General features: G+C 38.5%; 12 protein-coding genes. 2 read left to right on the forward strand and 10 right to left on the reverse strand.

The window, feature by feature from the left end; translation table 11 throughout:
- Positions 1 to 11: 11 nt before the first annotated feature.
- The 8 genes from LPH68_RS02785 to LPH68_RS02820 all read right to left on the reverse strand — a co-directional run bounded on the left by LPH68_RS02785 (position 12) and on the right by LPH68_RS02820 (position 13,598).
- The gene (locus LPH68_RS02785; protein WP_074637962.1) at positions 12 to 2,360 is read right to left on the reverse strand and encodes a zinc-dependent metalloprotease; all 2,349 of its coding nucleotides are present in this window, start codon (positions 2,358 to 2,360) and stop codon (positions 12 to 14) included.
- Between the two features lie 15 nt (positions 2,361 to 2,375).
- Positions 2,376 to 4,049, reverse strand: coding sequence for a PKD-like family lipoprotein (locus LPH68_RS02790; protein WP_004316105.1), 1,674 nt, complete (start codon positions 4,047 to 4,049; stop codon positions 2,376 to 2,378).
- Between the two features lie 17 nt (positions 4,050 to 4,066).
- Complete coding sequence (locus tag LPH68_RS02795) at positions 4,067 to 4,750, reverse strand: DUF4843 domain-containing protein (protein ID WP_151923238.1); 684 nt, start codon at positions 4,748 to 4,750, stop codon at positions 4,067 to 4,069.
- Positions 4,751 to 4,759: 9 nt separating this feature from the next.
- Positions 4,760 to 6,283, reverse strand: coding sequence for a RagB/SusD family nutrient uptake outer membrane protein (locus LPH68_RS02800; RefSeq protein ID WP_151923237.1), 1,524 nt, complete (start codon positions 6,281 to 6,283; stop codon positions 4,760 to 4,762).
- Positions 6,284 to 6,299: 16 nt separating this feature from the next.
- Positions 6,300 to 9,653 (reverse strand): SusC/RagA family TonB-linked outer membrane protein, encoded by a 3,354-nt coding sequence (locus LPH68_RS02805; protein ID WP_151923236.1) that lies wholly within the window; start codon positions 9,651 to 9,653, stop codon positions 6,300 to 6,302.
- 133 nt (positions 9,654 to 9,786) lie between these two features.
- Positions 9,787 to 10,965, reverse strand: a complete 1,179-nt coding sequence (locus tag LPH68_RS02810; protein ID WP_004322647.1) for a FecR family protein — start codon at positions 10,963 to 10,965, stop codon at positions 9,787 to 9,789.
- Positions 10,966 to 10,996: 31 nt separating this feature from the next.
- The gene (locus tag LPH68_RS02815; RefSeq protein WP_004316100.1) at positions 10,997 to 11,506 is read right to left on the reverse strand and encodes a sigma-70 family RNA polymerase sigma factor; all 510 of its coding nucleotides are present in this window, start codon (positions 11,504 to 11,506) and stop codon (positions 10,997 to 10,999) included.
- A gap of 43 nt (positions 11,507 to 11,549) precedes the next feature.
- Positions 11,550 to 13,598, reverse strand: coding sequence for a helix-hairpin-helix domain-containing protein (locus LPH68_RS02820; RefSeq protein ID WP_151923896.1), 2,049 nt, complete (start codon positions 13,596 to 13,598; stop codon positions 11,550 to 11,552).
- Positions 13,599 to 13,742: 144 nt separating this feature from the next.
- Between LPH68_RS02820 and LPH68_RS02825 the strand changes: the two genes are divergently transcribed.
- A complete protein-coding gene (locus tag LPH68_RS02825; RefSeq protein ID WP_004308443.1) occupies positions 13,743 to 14,321 on the forward strand; it encodes a DUF4294 domain-containing protein in 579 nt (192 codons plus the stop codon).
- 360 nt (positions 14,322 to 14,681) lie between these two features.
- Here the strand turns inward: LPH68_RS02825 and LPH68_RS02830 are convergent, their stop codons facing one another.
- On the reverse strand, positions 14,682 to 15,209 hold the full coding sequence (locus tag LPH68_RS02830; RefSeq protein WP_008641423.1) for an RNA methyltransferase: 528 nt from the start codon (positions 15,207 to 15,209) through the stop codon (positions 14,682 to 14,684).
- 500 nt (positions 15,210 to 15,709) lie between these two features.
- Between LPH68_RS02830 and nadA the strand changes: the two genes are divergently transcribed.
- On the forward strand, positions 15,710 to 16,648 hold the full coding sequence (gene nadA / locus LPH68_RS02835; RefSeq protein ID WP_151923897.1) for a quinolinate synthase NadA: 939 nt from the start codon (positions 15,710 to 15,712) through the stop codon (positions 16,646 to 16,648).
- Here the strand turns inward: nadA and LPH68_RS02840 are convergent.
- A partial coding sequence (locus LPH68_RS02840) for a hypothetical protein (RefSeq protein WP_230296855.1) occupies positions 16,643 to 16,848 on the reverse strand: 206 nt, incomplete at its 5' end. The two genes, nadA and LPH68_RS02840, sit on opposite strands and share 6 nt — an antisense overlap.

Below are 16,848 nucleotides of genomic sequence, written 5' to 3' on the forward strand. Positions count from 1 at the left end.
ACTTTTCATCATTAAAACAAAATACTATCTACAAGAAACATTGCCCGTTTTTTGGCAACCGGATCCGTAATCTTATGGCTATAATCAAGACTTTCCTCCTTTATTCTATTCAAAGCCTGCATAATGGAAACCAATAATCTCGACGAAGTTATCTTTTCTGATCTATCCAACAATTTAACAAGTTTACTCACATAAAGCAGCTGCACTTTATACTTGGCGTCACTTACAGGAATATTGTCAGCCCATTCGGCAAATAATTCTTTATGTATGCTTTCCAAAAACTCATCTACAGACAACATATCCTCACAAACATTCTCCGTTCTTTCCACTTCCCGGAGGGAACGAATCATTTCCGACATCAGCTCTTCATAAAAGCGATCGAACTCCCGACTACCGTTTATTTCTAATTTAGCGGTAAGTTTTTCATCAAACATCCACACAGGCGGTTGTAATATATAAGCCTGTATAAAGCTCATAACCTTCTTATTGTAATCGGCTTTTTCGGGTATGTAAATATTCTCATCATCCGGCTCAGCAAGACGCTTTCCACCCAAATGAGACAAAACGTGCTGTACCCACTGCATATAATGCTCCAATACCGCTTCATAACGCCCCTGTAATACACGCAAGGACATTTTATCCGTCACATTCCAGACATCCGGATGTTCACACAAATATTTCAGATTCTCTATTCCCTGTGTATTAACCATAACATGGTCATTACCTAAATCTTCCGCCTGAGCCCGTACATCCATTCTGCCCGAAAAATGTAATGAGGGATCTTTCTGTTTTTCCTGATTCCAAAGGGTCCTGTTCTTTTCTCTTTCAGAAGCATCTTTACCCGGAAATATACGGTAGCCCCATTCAATAGCCCACTTATCATATTCGCCGACACGTACCCGCCTGTTTCTCAAATCAACTTTATCTTGAGGACGCAAAGCATAATTACACCGCACATAATCCATTATGGAACTACCAATACTATATTGACTTAAAAAGTCATTATCACGTAATTGATCGATGGAGTAATGAGAACTACCCAGAAAGTTATGTTCCAACCCTAATGTATGACCCACTTCATGTGTCAATACTTGTTTTATCTGTTCGTATTGCAAAGAGTCCGGCAGCTCTATATTCCATGCCTGTGGATCATTCGCTCCACATTGAGCAAAATACCATTTCTGTTCCAAATTCAAGACACTGCAAAAAATACCGATGTGGCAAGCTATAATCTCACCGGACCGGGGTTCGCATGGAGTCGGTCCATAAGCGTTATTTTGTCCTGATATCTTCCATGAGATGAACGGATAAGTACTGTCATAAATACTAAAATCAGGATCTTCCTCAACGGTAGGAGCCAGTCGCGCATCAATGGCGTTCTTAAATCCAGCTTTCTCGAAAGCCGGACGCCAGTCACGCACCGCTTCAATGATACAGTCGATGTACTTTTCCGGTGTATTACGATCTATATAAAAAATAATAGGTTGTATGGGTTCTACCAGTTCCCCCCTCATGTATCTTTCTTCATCTTCCGCCCTTATTTCCAGCCGCCATCGTTTGACAACAGATTTCCGAATAGCAGGCTGATTCCCTTGAAAACACTCCTTGCTGATAGAAAAATAAGCTCCGGTATTTGCAGCAACTGCCTCCAACGGTCTTTTTGACAGTAATTTTATGCAGATACCTGTATCCCAGTCTCCAATATAAGGAGGTGCAACAGGCTTACCTGGTATTTTCATTGACGAACTTCGATAAACTCGTGATGCGTGTATCAACAAGCGGTTGTCATATCCTTTAATTTCCTTGATATAATCTTTCTCTCTTAAACGCGTACCTATCAATAAATCAAAAGATACAATATCAAGAGTAAACAAAGGAAAATCTTTTAATACTTCACCAATCTCTATCAAGCTGCTTCCCTGATTCCTAGCTTTAATCGGTAATATCTTATAAAGCCTTTCGTTCCCACGTTGGGCGGCGATTTTTGCATACGTTCCTTCAGGATTTTCTATCACCCTCTCATATTGTGGATCCATCATCCACAACTCGTCACCCTGTTTACGGAAACTGAAAAATACCGGACCTATCATGTCACCCGCATATCCGAATTTCTTTTCCATATCCCGGTCCGGACGGGCAGGAGCTGTCAGGATAGTTGTCGTTACGGCAAACTCACGTCCAATCAATGAATCCGGGATTTCCCAATAGATATGTTTATCACTTCGGTAGGTAGTAAACATACCGGGAATAACTTCCACTGGTGCTTCTTCTTTAATAAAAGTTGTAATACTTTGCTGTTGCCCGTACAGACAAGTACAGACAACAGCAAGAAATACTGCACCGATAATTCCTTTTAGCATAAAGACCGGTTTATACTATTCATAATTATAGCTAATATCAACAATCTTCCCAATAGGCTGATCGGGATCTTCGTAAACACAAATGCTGTTTTCTTCACGAGCTACATCGCCCGCCACTGTCAATTGCAATTCGACAACTACACCTTTGTCAGCAGTATTGATACCCAACCCGAGAGACATACCTAGTTTCTCCTTATATTCGCCTATTTCCTCATCGTCATCTTCCTCTCTCACACTTTCAGGGTCCTTAAATTTAAAACTAACTATCTGTGCTGACGGATCAGTTTCATAAGTATAAAGTTCAATTGCCCTTCCGCGACCAAGATCAATGCGATATAATTTATTACCCGATGTCATAAATATAAGGTTTGCCGTATACGCGTAAGAAGCTGCAAATTTTGCTGTTTCTACATTTACTTCGGACGGTAAAGCAATCGTATACCGGGCAGCACAAATCGGATCTTCATCTTGCGCACTGAATTTAAACACAGTCAGCTCTTTTCCGTTATGGGGAGCAGCAATTGCATAAGCAAAATTTCCCCCGTTTCCTCCCGTAACAATGTCATGCACTTCTAAAGACGGATCAATCTTATTTGGATCAAAGACATTTGATTCATCAGACGACATTAAATATGTCCTGACAGGTTTCTGATCAGTCCATTTAGTTCCATAATTACGTATATCTTGAGTAGCCGAATTCGGTACCATATAATCGCTAAAACCCAGAATAGAGGAAGCAAGAAAACGATGATTTTCAGAATCAAAAAACAAATAGCCTCCTCCATACGAACCATAAGCGGAAATGGCGGGAAACTCACTTTCCTTTTTTACTGAGAATGGTACACAAAATCCATCCATAGGAGCACAATATGCTTTTCCACTATTCACAAACAATTCACCATGAGTACTCATCTTATAGAGCTCGATATTCAACGGTTCCCCTTTTCCAGTCGGTTCAAAAAGTATTTTATTCGATGGATATCTCGTTATTAAAGTACTTGGAGTCAACAAGGCCAAGTCCCGATCGGTTACCACCATTAACGCCGGACTTACTTTAAAACCAAAAAAACCCAGCATACTACTTAAAAACGAATCCCCATAGTTTTTTCTTGCACTTACCGCCAAAGGTTTTCCTTCTAACGGAAATGACTGATTCAGTTCTGATTTAAAGACATCCGGATAAACATAATATCCTTCCGGAGTACCCTCTATCGCTCCTAATACTCCCTTTCCTTCTTTTTCCTGCAATACAAACCAGCAAGGATTTAAAGGACGAATAATTGCAACTTCACCTATCTGATACCAGGTTGTTCCATTCTTTTTATCCGTAATGACCAACATCAAACCTATATTTTCGGATTCATAAGGCTCGACTGTTACTTTACATTCTTTGCCTACGGAATAATCTTTATAATCACTAAGTCTGTCCGACCCCGCTTTCTTTCCTTCGATTGTTTTCTTCCATTGAAATACAAGGTTTTTCTCATTTTGCTCCAAAGTCTGAGAAATCTCGGGTATAATTGAAACTTCGACTGCTTCCTCTTTAGGCATACGTACCTTCGTTTCAGGTATTACGATATCCATCGTATTTACATCATGATAATCGTAATCTCCCTTGTCATCGTAACAGCCTGTTTGCAATAAAGCCGCTCCGATAAAACTTACTATACAGATGATATATTTCCTCATAACGTTTCTTTTTAATCTTATTCATATTCTATTTCATCACCCTCTTCACCTAAAATCGGTGGATTTCCCTCCTCCTTATATTCTCTATAAGCTTGCTTGATTACATCAATATCTTCATCTTCCAAATCATCCCATACACGTTGACATACATCCATAATAAACATATATTTAGCATCGCTATAACTGCCAAATCCCACATAATCACTCCATTCGGTCGGTTTCAACTCCCATCTGACATTTAAAACGATTTGATTCTTTTCTACCAGACCTTTATCAAACTGATGAAGAGGGTTATTCAAATCAAACTCCAGATAACAACCATAGATATTTCTACCTGCCTGTACTTTCGGACGATTTATTTTATAATAGAATATCTGGCAAACTGTATCAAGGTCAGTATATGTATACTTGCTTTCCAATAATACATCCACTGAATTCTGATAATCATTATTCGGAGTTACTTTCACACAGAAATCACGATTCTCTTTCAAAAAATCTCCTTGTATTCTTACCTCGAAACTGTCTACAGCATAAGGTTCTTTCTTCACATAATCCGTATCAACCAAAGTACGGACATGCGTAGTGCTACCATAGAAATTGATACGAGGTGTCTGGTCATATAAGTCTATCTCGTTTTCACTGCATCCTACATAAATGCCGCAAACAAGAATAGCTAAAACAAAATATATAATACGTTTCATAATGCTTCATCATTTAGAGTTGTTTCCAAAAATATACTCGTCATCCGGCAACGTCATCTGATAATGGGCTTCAGTCATCGTTTCAATCCCACAACCATAATAAGTGCTATAATTATGCGCTTTCAAGAAATAGAAAAGTTGACCTTCCGCGAAATATTCTTTTCTATATTCTTTCATTATCTCATTAATACGTTTAGTCTGGTTTTTGTCTTCTTCCGAAGTATTATCAAGGTCATCATATCCGGTAGTCGGTATTTCATCACTATAAGAGATACCACGTGCAAAACGTACGGTATTTAACGCGTCAGCACTTTCCGATGCAGAAGGAACACATTCTGCTACAATATAATACATTTCGGGTAAGCGTATCAAAGGGATAGCGTCAGCACCGGAATAAGCATATCCGCCATTCAAAGGTTTCTGATTATATTTTCTACAAAAAACATCTGTCCGACTTGCCCCATTAATAACCTCAAACATTTCCGTATTTTTTCTCCAGTCAGTATTCCCTGCATCGGCAGTTTCATAGAAGAATTTAAATTTATCTCCATCCAGATAGAAATGTTGCTGAGTATTGGTATTCTCCATATCCATATAATTTCCAATAAGCAAATTGGAGAATTCATTGACTGTTATTCCAAAGATTTGCTCTGCGTAGCGTATGGAATTGTAATTGGAAGCAGTCTGCGATTTGTACAATGTAAAATACTTAGAGGCAGCAATCACTTGTTTAGCGTACTCTGTAGCCAATCCTTTACTTTCCGCATCACCTTTGTAACAATATACACGAGCCAGCATAGCTTTCACCGCATATAAATTCATACGAAACTCACGATTGACAAGAAAATGATTTTTATCTATAAAATCTTCATCCGTCTGATCGGTAAAAAAATCAAGAGGATCACTCTCTTTCAGTAATTTTTCAGCATCATTCAAATCTTTGAGAATAGCGTCAACCACTTCGCTGGCTGGTAAAACAGGAGTGGCATCCTTATCAAAAGCAGTACGGTAAGGTATAGCTTTGGATGCAGGATGTTCTTTATAAACAGGACCGAACATACGCAACAAATCAAAGTGAAGAAAAGCGCGAAGCCCGAGTGCTTCTCCCTTCATAGTTTCATAATATCGTTCGGTAACTAAAACATCTTTATTTTTGTCTACGTACTCCAAGAAGTTATTAATATTGGCTATGATGTTATACATCGTTGAGTAAATCCCATTCTTCTTACTCAAAAATATGTTCTCATAATCGAATACGATACTTTGGTCGAAAACAGCATTTGTATTATACCCCGGATAATCGGAATATAATCCTGCCAACTCATCCAAATAAGCATAAGTCAAGTCTCCAGCATATAATGTCGTGGTTCCCAACTTCAAATAAATACCTGTAAGCGCATCCTTAAATCCTGATTCCGACTCAAATTGCTTGTCGGTAGGAATAGAAGTCTTCGGAGATACATCCAACCAGTCGCTGCAAGACATAAGTCCCAGCATTGTTGTTGTTAATAGTATATATATTATCTGTTTCATACAAATATGTTTTTAATTAGAAAGCAACATTCAGAGCAAATGTAAACTGACGGGAATACGGATAGTACAAACCTCTTTCGCGTTTCACTGTAGACCAATAGAAAAAGTCTTCCATATTAAACGTCACTTTAGCGGAACTCAATCCCCAATGACTAATAAATTTTGTATTAGTACGATCCATACGATAGTAAACAGACAACGAACTTCCCTGGAATATATTTTCATCCATTATAAACCGGGAAGTGGCTTTCGTTTCCAAACCGTTAGGATTAAGAATACGGAACTGTGCCTTATCACCCGGTTTCGCCCAACGTAGCTGAGTTACCCGTCGATCTACATTATATTTCAAATTAGCATTTTCCACCTTGTCAAGCAAAGTCTGATTATATACCTGACCGCCAAACTGATACCTGAAGCTGACGTCTGCTCCCCAACCTCTGTATGTAAAGGAAGAATTAATATATCCTTGCCATTTAGGTTCTGTATTACCAATAGGTACTACATCATTCGCACTCCAGTTAACGGCACTCGTCATCTCTCCGTTACGTTTCAACAATATTTCATCTCCGGAAGCCGGATCAATACCTAATGAACGTACTACCCAGATACGGGAAAGAGATTCACCTTCTTCATAACGTGGCAACGGCGTATCTTTTAAATCTGACGCACTTTTATCATTTCTGTATTTCATCGCTTCCGATATTTTCAATAGTTTGTCAGTATTATGAGAACCGTTTACTGTAATTGTCCAATAAGCTTGTTCGGCAGTGTTTTTATAAGGAATAGCCGAGAGAGAAATTTCCCAGCCCTTATTCTCTATCTTTCCCAGATTTTCCGGATAACTGCTGAAACCAAGAGAAGGAGCAAGACTTATATTGGCAACCATATTATCTGTTATTTTCCGATAATATTCCACACGTGCAGTAAAACGCTGATCGAAAAAACCAAGTTCCAAGGCAAGATTAGTACTTTTTGTAGTCTGCCATTTTAAACTTTCATTATGCATAGCCAAGATTTCCGAACCTGTTGCATCCGATGAGTAATAAGGAAGCAGCAAATTGGAATATGTATAATAACCATGTGCCTGATAAGGATCAAAACCTTGGGAACCGGTCGTACCGTATGTACCCCTCAAAATGAAATCGGAAATAAAAGATACATCTTTCAAAAAGTTCTCTTTTTTCAAATCCCAACGTAATCCGGTTGACCAGAAAGGAGCCCAACGGTTATTTTTTCCAAACTGTGATGAACCGTCCAAGCGTATATTAAAGTCGAACGAATACTTATATTTATAAGAATAGCCTCCAGCAGCTACCCAACCAATGGAGCGCGTTGTCCTCTCATCTCCTGTCACCTTCTCATTATATTTCTTACCAAACAACAAGTTATCCATATTATCATTCGGGAAACCAGTCACATAGTTTCCATAAGTCTCCGAATTATTCTCCAATACACTCATACGTGCATTAGCAGTCAGGTAGTGATCTTCCAGTTGCTTATTCCAGCTTCCTGTTAAATCTATGCCCCAATTGACAGCTTCACTCTGACTTCTGCGATAATCACCTCTTAAGGTAGGATCAGTCACATTATCAAAAAGCGTATGTTGTGCAGGACGAAAAATATCACGATGTCCTACGCTCTTGGACAGATTAAAAGCTCCTTCAAACCGTAATTCATTAGTAGGATTATATTCCACCTTGAAAAGTTCACGTACTGTAAAGTTTTTACTTTGGTCTTTACTGTTGAATGTTGTATTATACATCGGATTCAGGTAGCTCGACTCACCACCCACTCCTTCGAAATTATCAAGCCGTTTTTGTATTTCTCCGTTCTCTCCATACGGACGCAGATAAGGATTCAAGCGGGTATATTCACTAAAACTTCCCCACGGAGACTCATTAGCCACCGAATTATCCAACGTAATACTATTCTTTAACAACACCTTTTTCAGACGATACTGAAAATCAAGTGAACCGGTCAGTACATCACGTTTGCTGTCTTTCATCACACCCGGAGAACTATTATATCCGACATACATCCGATAGCGTAAGGCTTCATCACCACCTTCCAGCGTAACTGTATGTCGTTGTTGGAAAGCTGTTTGCAAAGGCTTGTCCAGCCAATAAGTATTTACTCCTGCCAGCACTTCACGCAATTTAGATTGATAGAGCTGCCATTTTTCAACTGTTTCGCCGCCGTATGTATAAAGTCCGCTTTGCAACTCTGCATCTATCTTCTCTCTTGCATTCATCAAGTTATACCCGGTCATATCCGGAGCTTCAATACGAAGTTCCCCACCATAAGTCACCCAAATCCGTCCCGGTTTGGGAGTCTTGCTTTCGATAACAATTACTCCATTTGCCGCACGCGAACCATAAATAGCCGTAGCTGCCGCATCTTTCAACACAACGATGGAAGCAACACGGTCGGGATCCATATCAGCAAGTGTCTGTATACTGATTTCAAATCCGTCCATGATAAGCAGCGGTTGATTGGCATAGGTCTCATATTCGCCCTGAACTGCCAGCACATCATTACTGGCAGAATTTAAATCTACCGTAGCCTGTGCATTCAAATCCATATTTGCACCGCCACGCATACGCATATCAGGCAGATTATTCGGATTAGACCCCATATTGATATTATCCATGATACGAAGCCCGGGAGCGACAGCAGCTATCGCTTTAGCCACATTATTCGTACTATACTTTTTCAGTTCTTCACCCTTGATAGTAACAGCAGAACCAGTGAATCCCTCTTTCTTTCTATTAAACATACCTGTCACCACCACTTCATCGAGTGCTTTTGTATCAGACTTCATCACTACCGACATATAGGATGAAGGATTCAAGAACTGAGTCTCCAAACCTACATACGATATTCTAACCCGACTATCTTTCGAAACATTAGAAAGCTGAAAATTACCATTATTGTCCGTGATAGCCCTAATATTATTGGCATCTTCTACGATAATAGTGGCACCGATAACAGGAAGTCCGTCTTCCTCGGAAAAAACTTTTCCTTTTACTTGTGAAAAAAACTTTTTAGAATCCTCTTTTGTGATATTGATGAATTGTCCGTCAATGTGGTATTTCAACGGATTTTTCCCGATAATCACTTTCAATGCTTCATCGACTGTAGCTTTTTCTACTTTTCCGGTAGAAGTATAAGAACTGATTTCATCGTAGATAAAAAGAACTTTATATCCCGATACTTTTTCAAAACGTTTAAAAATAGAGGGTAATCCTTCATTTTTAAACTCCATTGTTATTTGCTTTTCCTTACCTGTTTGCGCTTCAACACGCCATGAATAGGCAAAAAGGAAAAACAAGAACAAGACAATGAACTTTTGTGCTTGATTCTTTTTCATAAGCCCGAATAGTTAAATAATATTTCATTCTTTTAATTATATACGAAGTTTAAAAAAGAATGGTTACCCTTAAAAGAATTTATTTTTCAGAAATATATATTTCTATTCAGATTTATGACTTTTTGCTCGTTTTTTATTCAATAATTAGTTTTCCTGTTTCAAAATGAGCATGTATCCTCTCCATTCGATTCAATAATTCAATCAAGTGAAAGATGTCTTGGTGACGATTTGCAAAGAAATGCATACGAAGATCCATAATTTTGCTATTGCGGAACTCAATATCTATATTATACCAACGCCCTATTTCTTTCATCATGTCAACCAGGGCAACATCGTCAAAATAGAAAAATCCTTCCTTCCAATATAAAAATGATTCAATGTCCACCTCGTTCACAGCAAACGTTCCGTCAGAAGAAAGCTGTGCACTTTGTCCCGGCATCATTTCAACACTATGAATTCCACAAGTATCGCTAACAGCCACTTTTCCTGTAATGAGCGTAACACGGACATCAATAGGAGAGTAGCTACGCACATTAAATTCCGTTCCTAATACGCGAACCTGTAGATTTCCACTTTTCACAATAAAAGGATGTTTTGCATCTTTAGTAACTTTAAAATAAGCTTCACCTTCCAAAGAGACGACTCTTTCTTTTCCTTTAAAAACCGTAGGGTAAGCCAGACGACTATCCGAATTCAAGAAAACTTCAGTCCCATCAGATAAAACGACTTTGAATGTCTCTCCCCTAGGAATACTTAATCTATGTATCTGTACTTTCTGCTTTCCTACTTCCTTGGTTTCTGTCTGAAGAAGAGCACGACTATAATCTATTTCTTTAGAAGACAACTGTGCAGTAGAGGAAGACGAAAGAGATTCTACCACTTCTTTTAGTGGTTTTATTTCCTTCTCATCATTCACTTGTAAAGTGACTTCTTGGGCAACATGATTGGCTTGAAACACTTGAATGATTTCCGGTTGCGACGAAATCATCATTGCACGCAAAACTAAAATTATGACAACAGTCGCCGCTACACCCGTGGCACTGGCCCACAACAGTATCCGCGTATTTTTTCTTCGATCGTTTTTAGAATGTTTATTATGAAAATCTGCCAATTCATTCCGGACATCAATTGCCAGCATATTTTGTTTTTTCTGCATTTCTATCACAATTTCTGCCAAATCAGAATATGCCTGCAAGCACTCCTCATCTTCTTTCAAATTATGCAATTGATCAGTAGTTATATGAGAACGATTCTCCATAATTTCCAGGAGTTCTTCTTCCGACTTACTTATATTTATATTCTTTTCATCCATAAATAATGTATTCAATATATATATTTACGTTTTAAAGTCTATTCCGGTTACCCTCTTGACCCAATTCTTCGCGAAGAATACGCAAAGCCTTTACTATATTCTTATGAATAGCCGCAACACTTACATTCAATTCTTCGGCCACTTCTTTATATTTCTTATTATGAATATAGCATGCTTCCAATATATGATAATTATAAGGAGTCAACTTTTCCATAGCTTTACGAATACGCAAAACACGAGAATCAGAATGTTGCGAATCGCTTTCTATCATTTTATCAGTTAATTGCGAAGTAAACTCTACATATTCTTCATGGATATTTTGCTTGCGAAGATAGTCAATGCAACGTGTACGAATGATTGTATAAAGATAAGTTTTAGCCGTCGCCTCTTCTATCTTTTCATAATTACGCCACAAATACTCAAAAGCATCACTTACGATATCTCTGCATACCTCAGCGTCATTTATAAAATAATATGCAAAATATACAAACTGTGCATACCATTCATTAAACATTTTGTCAAAAGTAGCCCTGTCATCCATTTAATATCGTATTCTTCTATTATTTTTGGCAGACAAATATACATTAAAACTTAATACGCAGTTGCATTTGCACATCTGCTTTTTTATTTCCACAGATCAAATCATTGCCCGAACCGATCTCATTCCGATCTAAATAGACTGTTTCGCCAAACTTGGTTATGAACAACCAGTGCTTATTCAGTTCATATCTGAGACGGACGCTACAGCGAAATCCACGACCTTGGAAGGACGGTGTGTAGAACGTATAAAGCAATCCGCTTTCCGAAGCATATACGCGCGAATCATAATCCTCTGTAAAAAAGTAACTGCCCTGAACGTCAGCAAACAGCCTGGCCCAAGGCAGTTGGGAGGATATCATTTGTGTAACCTGATATCCTATATTAGCAGCTCTGTCCTGAGAATGAAAATGATTATAATCTAAAGTTGTACGACTGCTTAACACATCTCCTAAAGAATAGTTCAAACGATAACGAAGTTGATGGTGAAAAATAGGAAGTGTTAGTGATCCTTTACTACCTGTCCAATCCCGTTCTTTGCGTTTATAGCGGTACTTCAGATACATGGATAGATAGCTGCGTGGAGTGAAAGTGGCTTGAAGCAATCCGTCTGTTCCGCGAGAGGGTTTATTTACTCTGTATTTTTTCCACGGAAAAGAAAATAAATCGAATGAGGCGAAGAATTTCCAATAGGCAAAAGGAGAAGTCTCCATGCCGATATAATATCCCTGTTCATTTTGTGTCGTACTTCCTTCACCAAAAGAATGGGCAAACATGGCCCAATAGTTATAAGAATAAAACCGGTGTATCAACATGATTTGAGTGTTTTGAACCGGTGAATATTGCAAACGGTTCAAAGAGGCCCAACCTTGTTTTCCGATGGCCGTCTCTCCTTGAAAAGAAAAACGATGCCAGCGGTAAGCATAATCAATCCCCAGATTATAGAAGTTGTTTCCATGAAGATTGTATTTGGAATAGCCTGTTAATTCCGGTTCGTATGGTCGGTTGAAAAGGTAGTAAATACCGGTGATACCCAGTCGAATACGGTTGTGTTGATAACTCACGTGTCCACCTGTTAATTGCATGGTGAATAGGTTCTTTTTATCCGCTTCTTTTTGACTTCGGTGCAGTCCGGTTTTATAGATAGAGGTGATTTCTCCGTCAGTGATTACTCCATCTAATGAACGGTGTGAATAGAAACCGGAAAGATCCCAATCTTTTGCTAAAGAAACAGTGGCAGCTACTCCTCGGAAATAGTTGTATTCGTCGGTAGAAGAATGTTTCTTTATCCCGCTACTACGGCTGTTGAAAGAAGAGGCGTAGATTGTTTTTCCCATCAGATAATCAGTGCTAATCACTAATCCTTGTCCGAAACTAAGCCGATAGTTACCAACAGCTAATGCTTTTAATCGTCCACAATTTTTTAATAACAGATAAAAGGAATAATAATCGTAGCCGTAGCGATTGTGTAAAGCTCCAAAAGGTTCTCCGGCATCTTTTTCAGCAACGACTCCTGCATAGAGTCGGTCACTGTATCGGAAACTGTATTTCACAGAGTTATAAACAGAAGGTCCTAAATAGGTATGTTCATAACCTTTTCGCCTATAAAATGGTATATCAAAGCGAGTTAACAGCTCATTCTTTCCATACTTTGCTGCGCTTTTCAACAGACTTTTCCACCGAAAAGCAGGTTCATTGTTAATAGCTTTTATACAGACAAAAGGTAGTAAATACTGGATTGTTTGCCTATCTATCTCTTCTACCAGTTGAAGTTCATAGATGGTTTTCATCTGTCCGTGTATATAGATGTAGGCCAGCAGATGTTCAATCTGAATATCACTAAGGAAAGGAAACTGTTCGAGTTGTTCACGGGTAGCAACATTCAAATTAACTGGTTCCTGCATACGATTGGAAAGTTCTTCCAATTCATTTTCCCAATTAGGAGTATTAACAGAGTTATCAGTTCCGTTATTAACAGATAAATCTTCAAGAACATCTTCTAAAAGACTTTCGGAAGGGTTTTGAGCACTACAAGCAGGAATTATTAACAGGCTGTTTATAATACTTATCAACCGTAAAAGTTGAATAGTTTTCATCAATAAAATGGTTTATTCTTCCTGCTTTTTAACAGATAAGGCCGCAAAGATACTTTAAATAGGTTAACATCGAAGAGAAATGTCTGAATAATAAAATTTTAATTCTATTTTTGTATCGTGAAAAGAAGGCTTAACATAGTAGTAATGACGCTGTTTGCTATTGTTTGTTGTTCGTTGCGCCTGCAAGCTCAAGATAAACAAAGCATCAATGGATATTTGGTTCCGATGTGTATCTACAATGGAGATACCATTCCATGTGTCCAGTTAAGAACTGTGTATATTTTCCGTCCGTTGAAATTCAAAAATGAAAAGGAACGTCAGGAATATTACCGACTGATTCGCAATGTGAAAAAGGTATATCCTATCTCCAGAGAAATTAACCAGGCCATCATTGAAACTTACGAATATCTTCAGACTTTGCCCAATGAGAAAGCCCGCCAAAAACATATCAAACGGGTTGAAAAAGGATTGAAAGATCAATATACTCCCCGAATGAAAAAACTATCGTTTGCACAGGGGAAACTGTTGATTAAATTAATAGACCGCCAAAGCAATTCTACCAGTTATGAACTGGTAAAAGCATTTATGGGACCTTTCAAAGCGGGATTCTATCAGACTTTTGCTGCATTGTTCGGAGCCAGTTTAAAAAAAGAATATGATCCGCAAGGTGAAGACAAACTAACGGAACGTGTAGTGTTGATGGTGGAGAACGGACAGATCTAAAATCAATCAGCTTATAAGTTTATCAACTTTATAAACTAATTGATCACTACTCAACCATACTAGTTATCATTTCAAGAATTAATAAGCTTCCTGCAAGGTATTAATTTCCGGTTTCTCAGAAGTTAATACTTGAGTTCCCAGTTATTAATACGTATCATATAGGCTGTTAATACCTGACAACTCAAGTATTAACAGCCTGAAAACGAACTATCAACAACTATAATAATAACTACCCAACACCCATAGAATCAACATGGATCCATATAGTTATAAACAGAACATAGTTATTGATTATAAATGAATTAACTAAGCTATTAACTCGTTATAAACAACTTATTAACCAATCCTGTATTATGACTATTAGTGTAACTTTTTGAACAAATCCCAAATCACAATACCGGTAGTTACGGAAACATTCAACGAATGTTTTGTACCATATTGAGGAATCTCTATACAGCCATCCGAATGGTTAATAACCTCCTGCTGTACCCCTTTCACTTCGTTTCCCATAACGATAGCGTACTTCTTGGTTTTATCCAGCTGGAGTTCATCAAGCATGATGCTTCCTTCCGCCTGTTCTACAGAATAAACGATATACCCTTCGTTTTTGAGGTTATCAACAACATCAACAGCGTTATTAACATACTTCCAGTCGACAGTGAACTCTGCACCCAGCGCAGTCTTATGCATTTCAGGGTGCGGTGGGGTAGCTGTTATACCACACAGATAGATACATTCAATACGGAAAGCATCCGAAGTACGGAACACAGAACCTATATTGTGCAAACTACGAATATCGTCCAGCACTACCACCAAAGGCAGTTTTTCAACCTGTTTAAACTCTTCGGCACTAATACGGTTCAGCTCTGTTATTTTCAGTTTACGCATACGTCTTTTCTTTTATTATGTTCTTGTCCACAAAGGTAATTCTTTTCAGTTAACAAGGTGTTGATAACGGTTTAAAACCTGTCAAAACTATCGGCAAAGATTTTGAAAAATAATTCTTGCATTATTCAAAAGAAGATATAAGAGGCCTTCATTATGAACATTCCAAAAAACTAACCCAAAACTTTCTACACAGACATAAACATATTTTTCAGCACTTATCTGCCTGTTTATATCCATAAAGTTTTTAACTTTGCACTTTATCAACAGGGAGTTAATAGCAAACTTCCATTTGACGGCATTTAACGATGCTTTCATTGATAATGAAGCAAGTAGGATAGGATATCTTGCCCTTTATATCAGTTCATAACCGACTCATAAAGCAGAAGTATGGACTAATAACTTATCCGGCAAGAAAAATCGTATTTATTTGCTAACATTATTAACAGGCTATCATCACTAACAAAGGATTTTTTTAAAAGGAAAGAAATAAGAATATTATTATGAATGAACTCATAAAGGCTATTAACGAGTTAAAGAAAGAAAAGAATGCAATCATTCTGGGTCACTACTACCAGAAGGGTGAGATACAGGATATCGCTGATTACGTTGGCGACAGTTTGGCATTGGCTCAATGGGCAGCCAAGACGGAAGCGGACATTATTGTGATGTGTGGCGTTCACTTTATGGGGGAAACGGCAAAGGTGCTTTGTCCGGACAAGAAAGTGCTGGTGCCCGACATGATGGCAGGTTGTTCGTTGGCGGACAGTTGTCCGGCGGATCAGTTTGCACAGTTTGTCAAAGAGCACCCGGGATACACCGTTATTTCGTACGTCAACACGACAGCTGCCGTGAAAGCAGTGACAGATGTGGTGGTGACTTCCACCAATGCGAAACAGATCGTGGAAAGCTTCCCCAAAGATGAGAAAATAATCTTTGGTCCGGATAGGAATTTGGGTAATTATATCAACTCTGTTACGAACAGGAATATGCTTCTTTGGGACGGAGCTTGTCATGTGCATGAACAGTTCTCTGTTGAAAAGATTATGGAATTGAAAGCGCAGCATCCCGAAGCGTTGGTCTTGGCACATCCCGAATGTAAGAGTACAGTATTGAAACTGGCTGATGTGGTAGGATCTACAGCTGCTTTGTTGAAGTATGCCGTGAACCACCCGGAAAACACGTATATTGTGGCTACCGAATCAGGTATCCTGCATGAGATGCAGAAGAAGTGTCCGCAGACAACGTTTATCCCTGCTCCTCCGAACGATAGTACGTGCGGATGTAACGAGTGTAGCTTCATGCGGTTAAATACGTTAGAGAAGCTCTATGAGTGTCTGAAGAATGAAGCACCGGAAATAACGGTAGATCCGGAGGTGGCTAAGAAGGCAGTGAAGCCGATTCAGCGGATGTTGGAGATTTCGGCTGAACTGGGATTATAAAGAAATTTGGTTTCTATTATTGTTCTTGAATGAATAACAGTTAGAAACTGTCTTAAAATAATTCAATTCTTTAAAGATAAGTAGGGATATTCCTAAAATAATAAAATTTAAGGCAACTAATTCATTGCGAGTTAGTTGCCTTTTTTGTATCTTTAAGCATTCCCCCCAAAAAACGGTTTGACGGCCAAAACGGGGGTAAT

This window comes from Bacteroides sp. 1_1_30 (assembly GCF_020982715.1).
GTDB classification, from domain to species: domain Bacteria; phylum Bacteroidota; class Bacteroidia; order Bacteroidales; family Bacteroidaceae; genus Bacteroides; species Bacteroides xylanisolvens.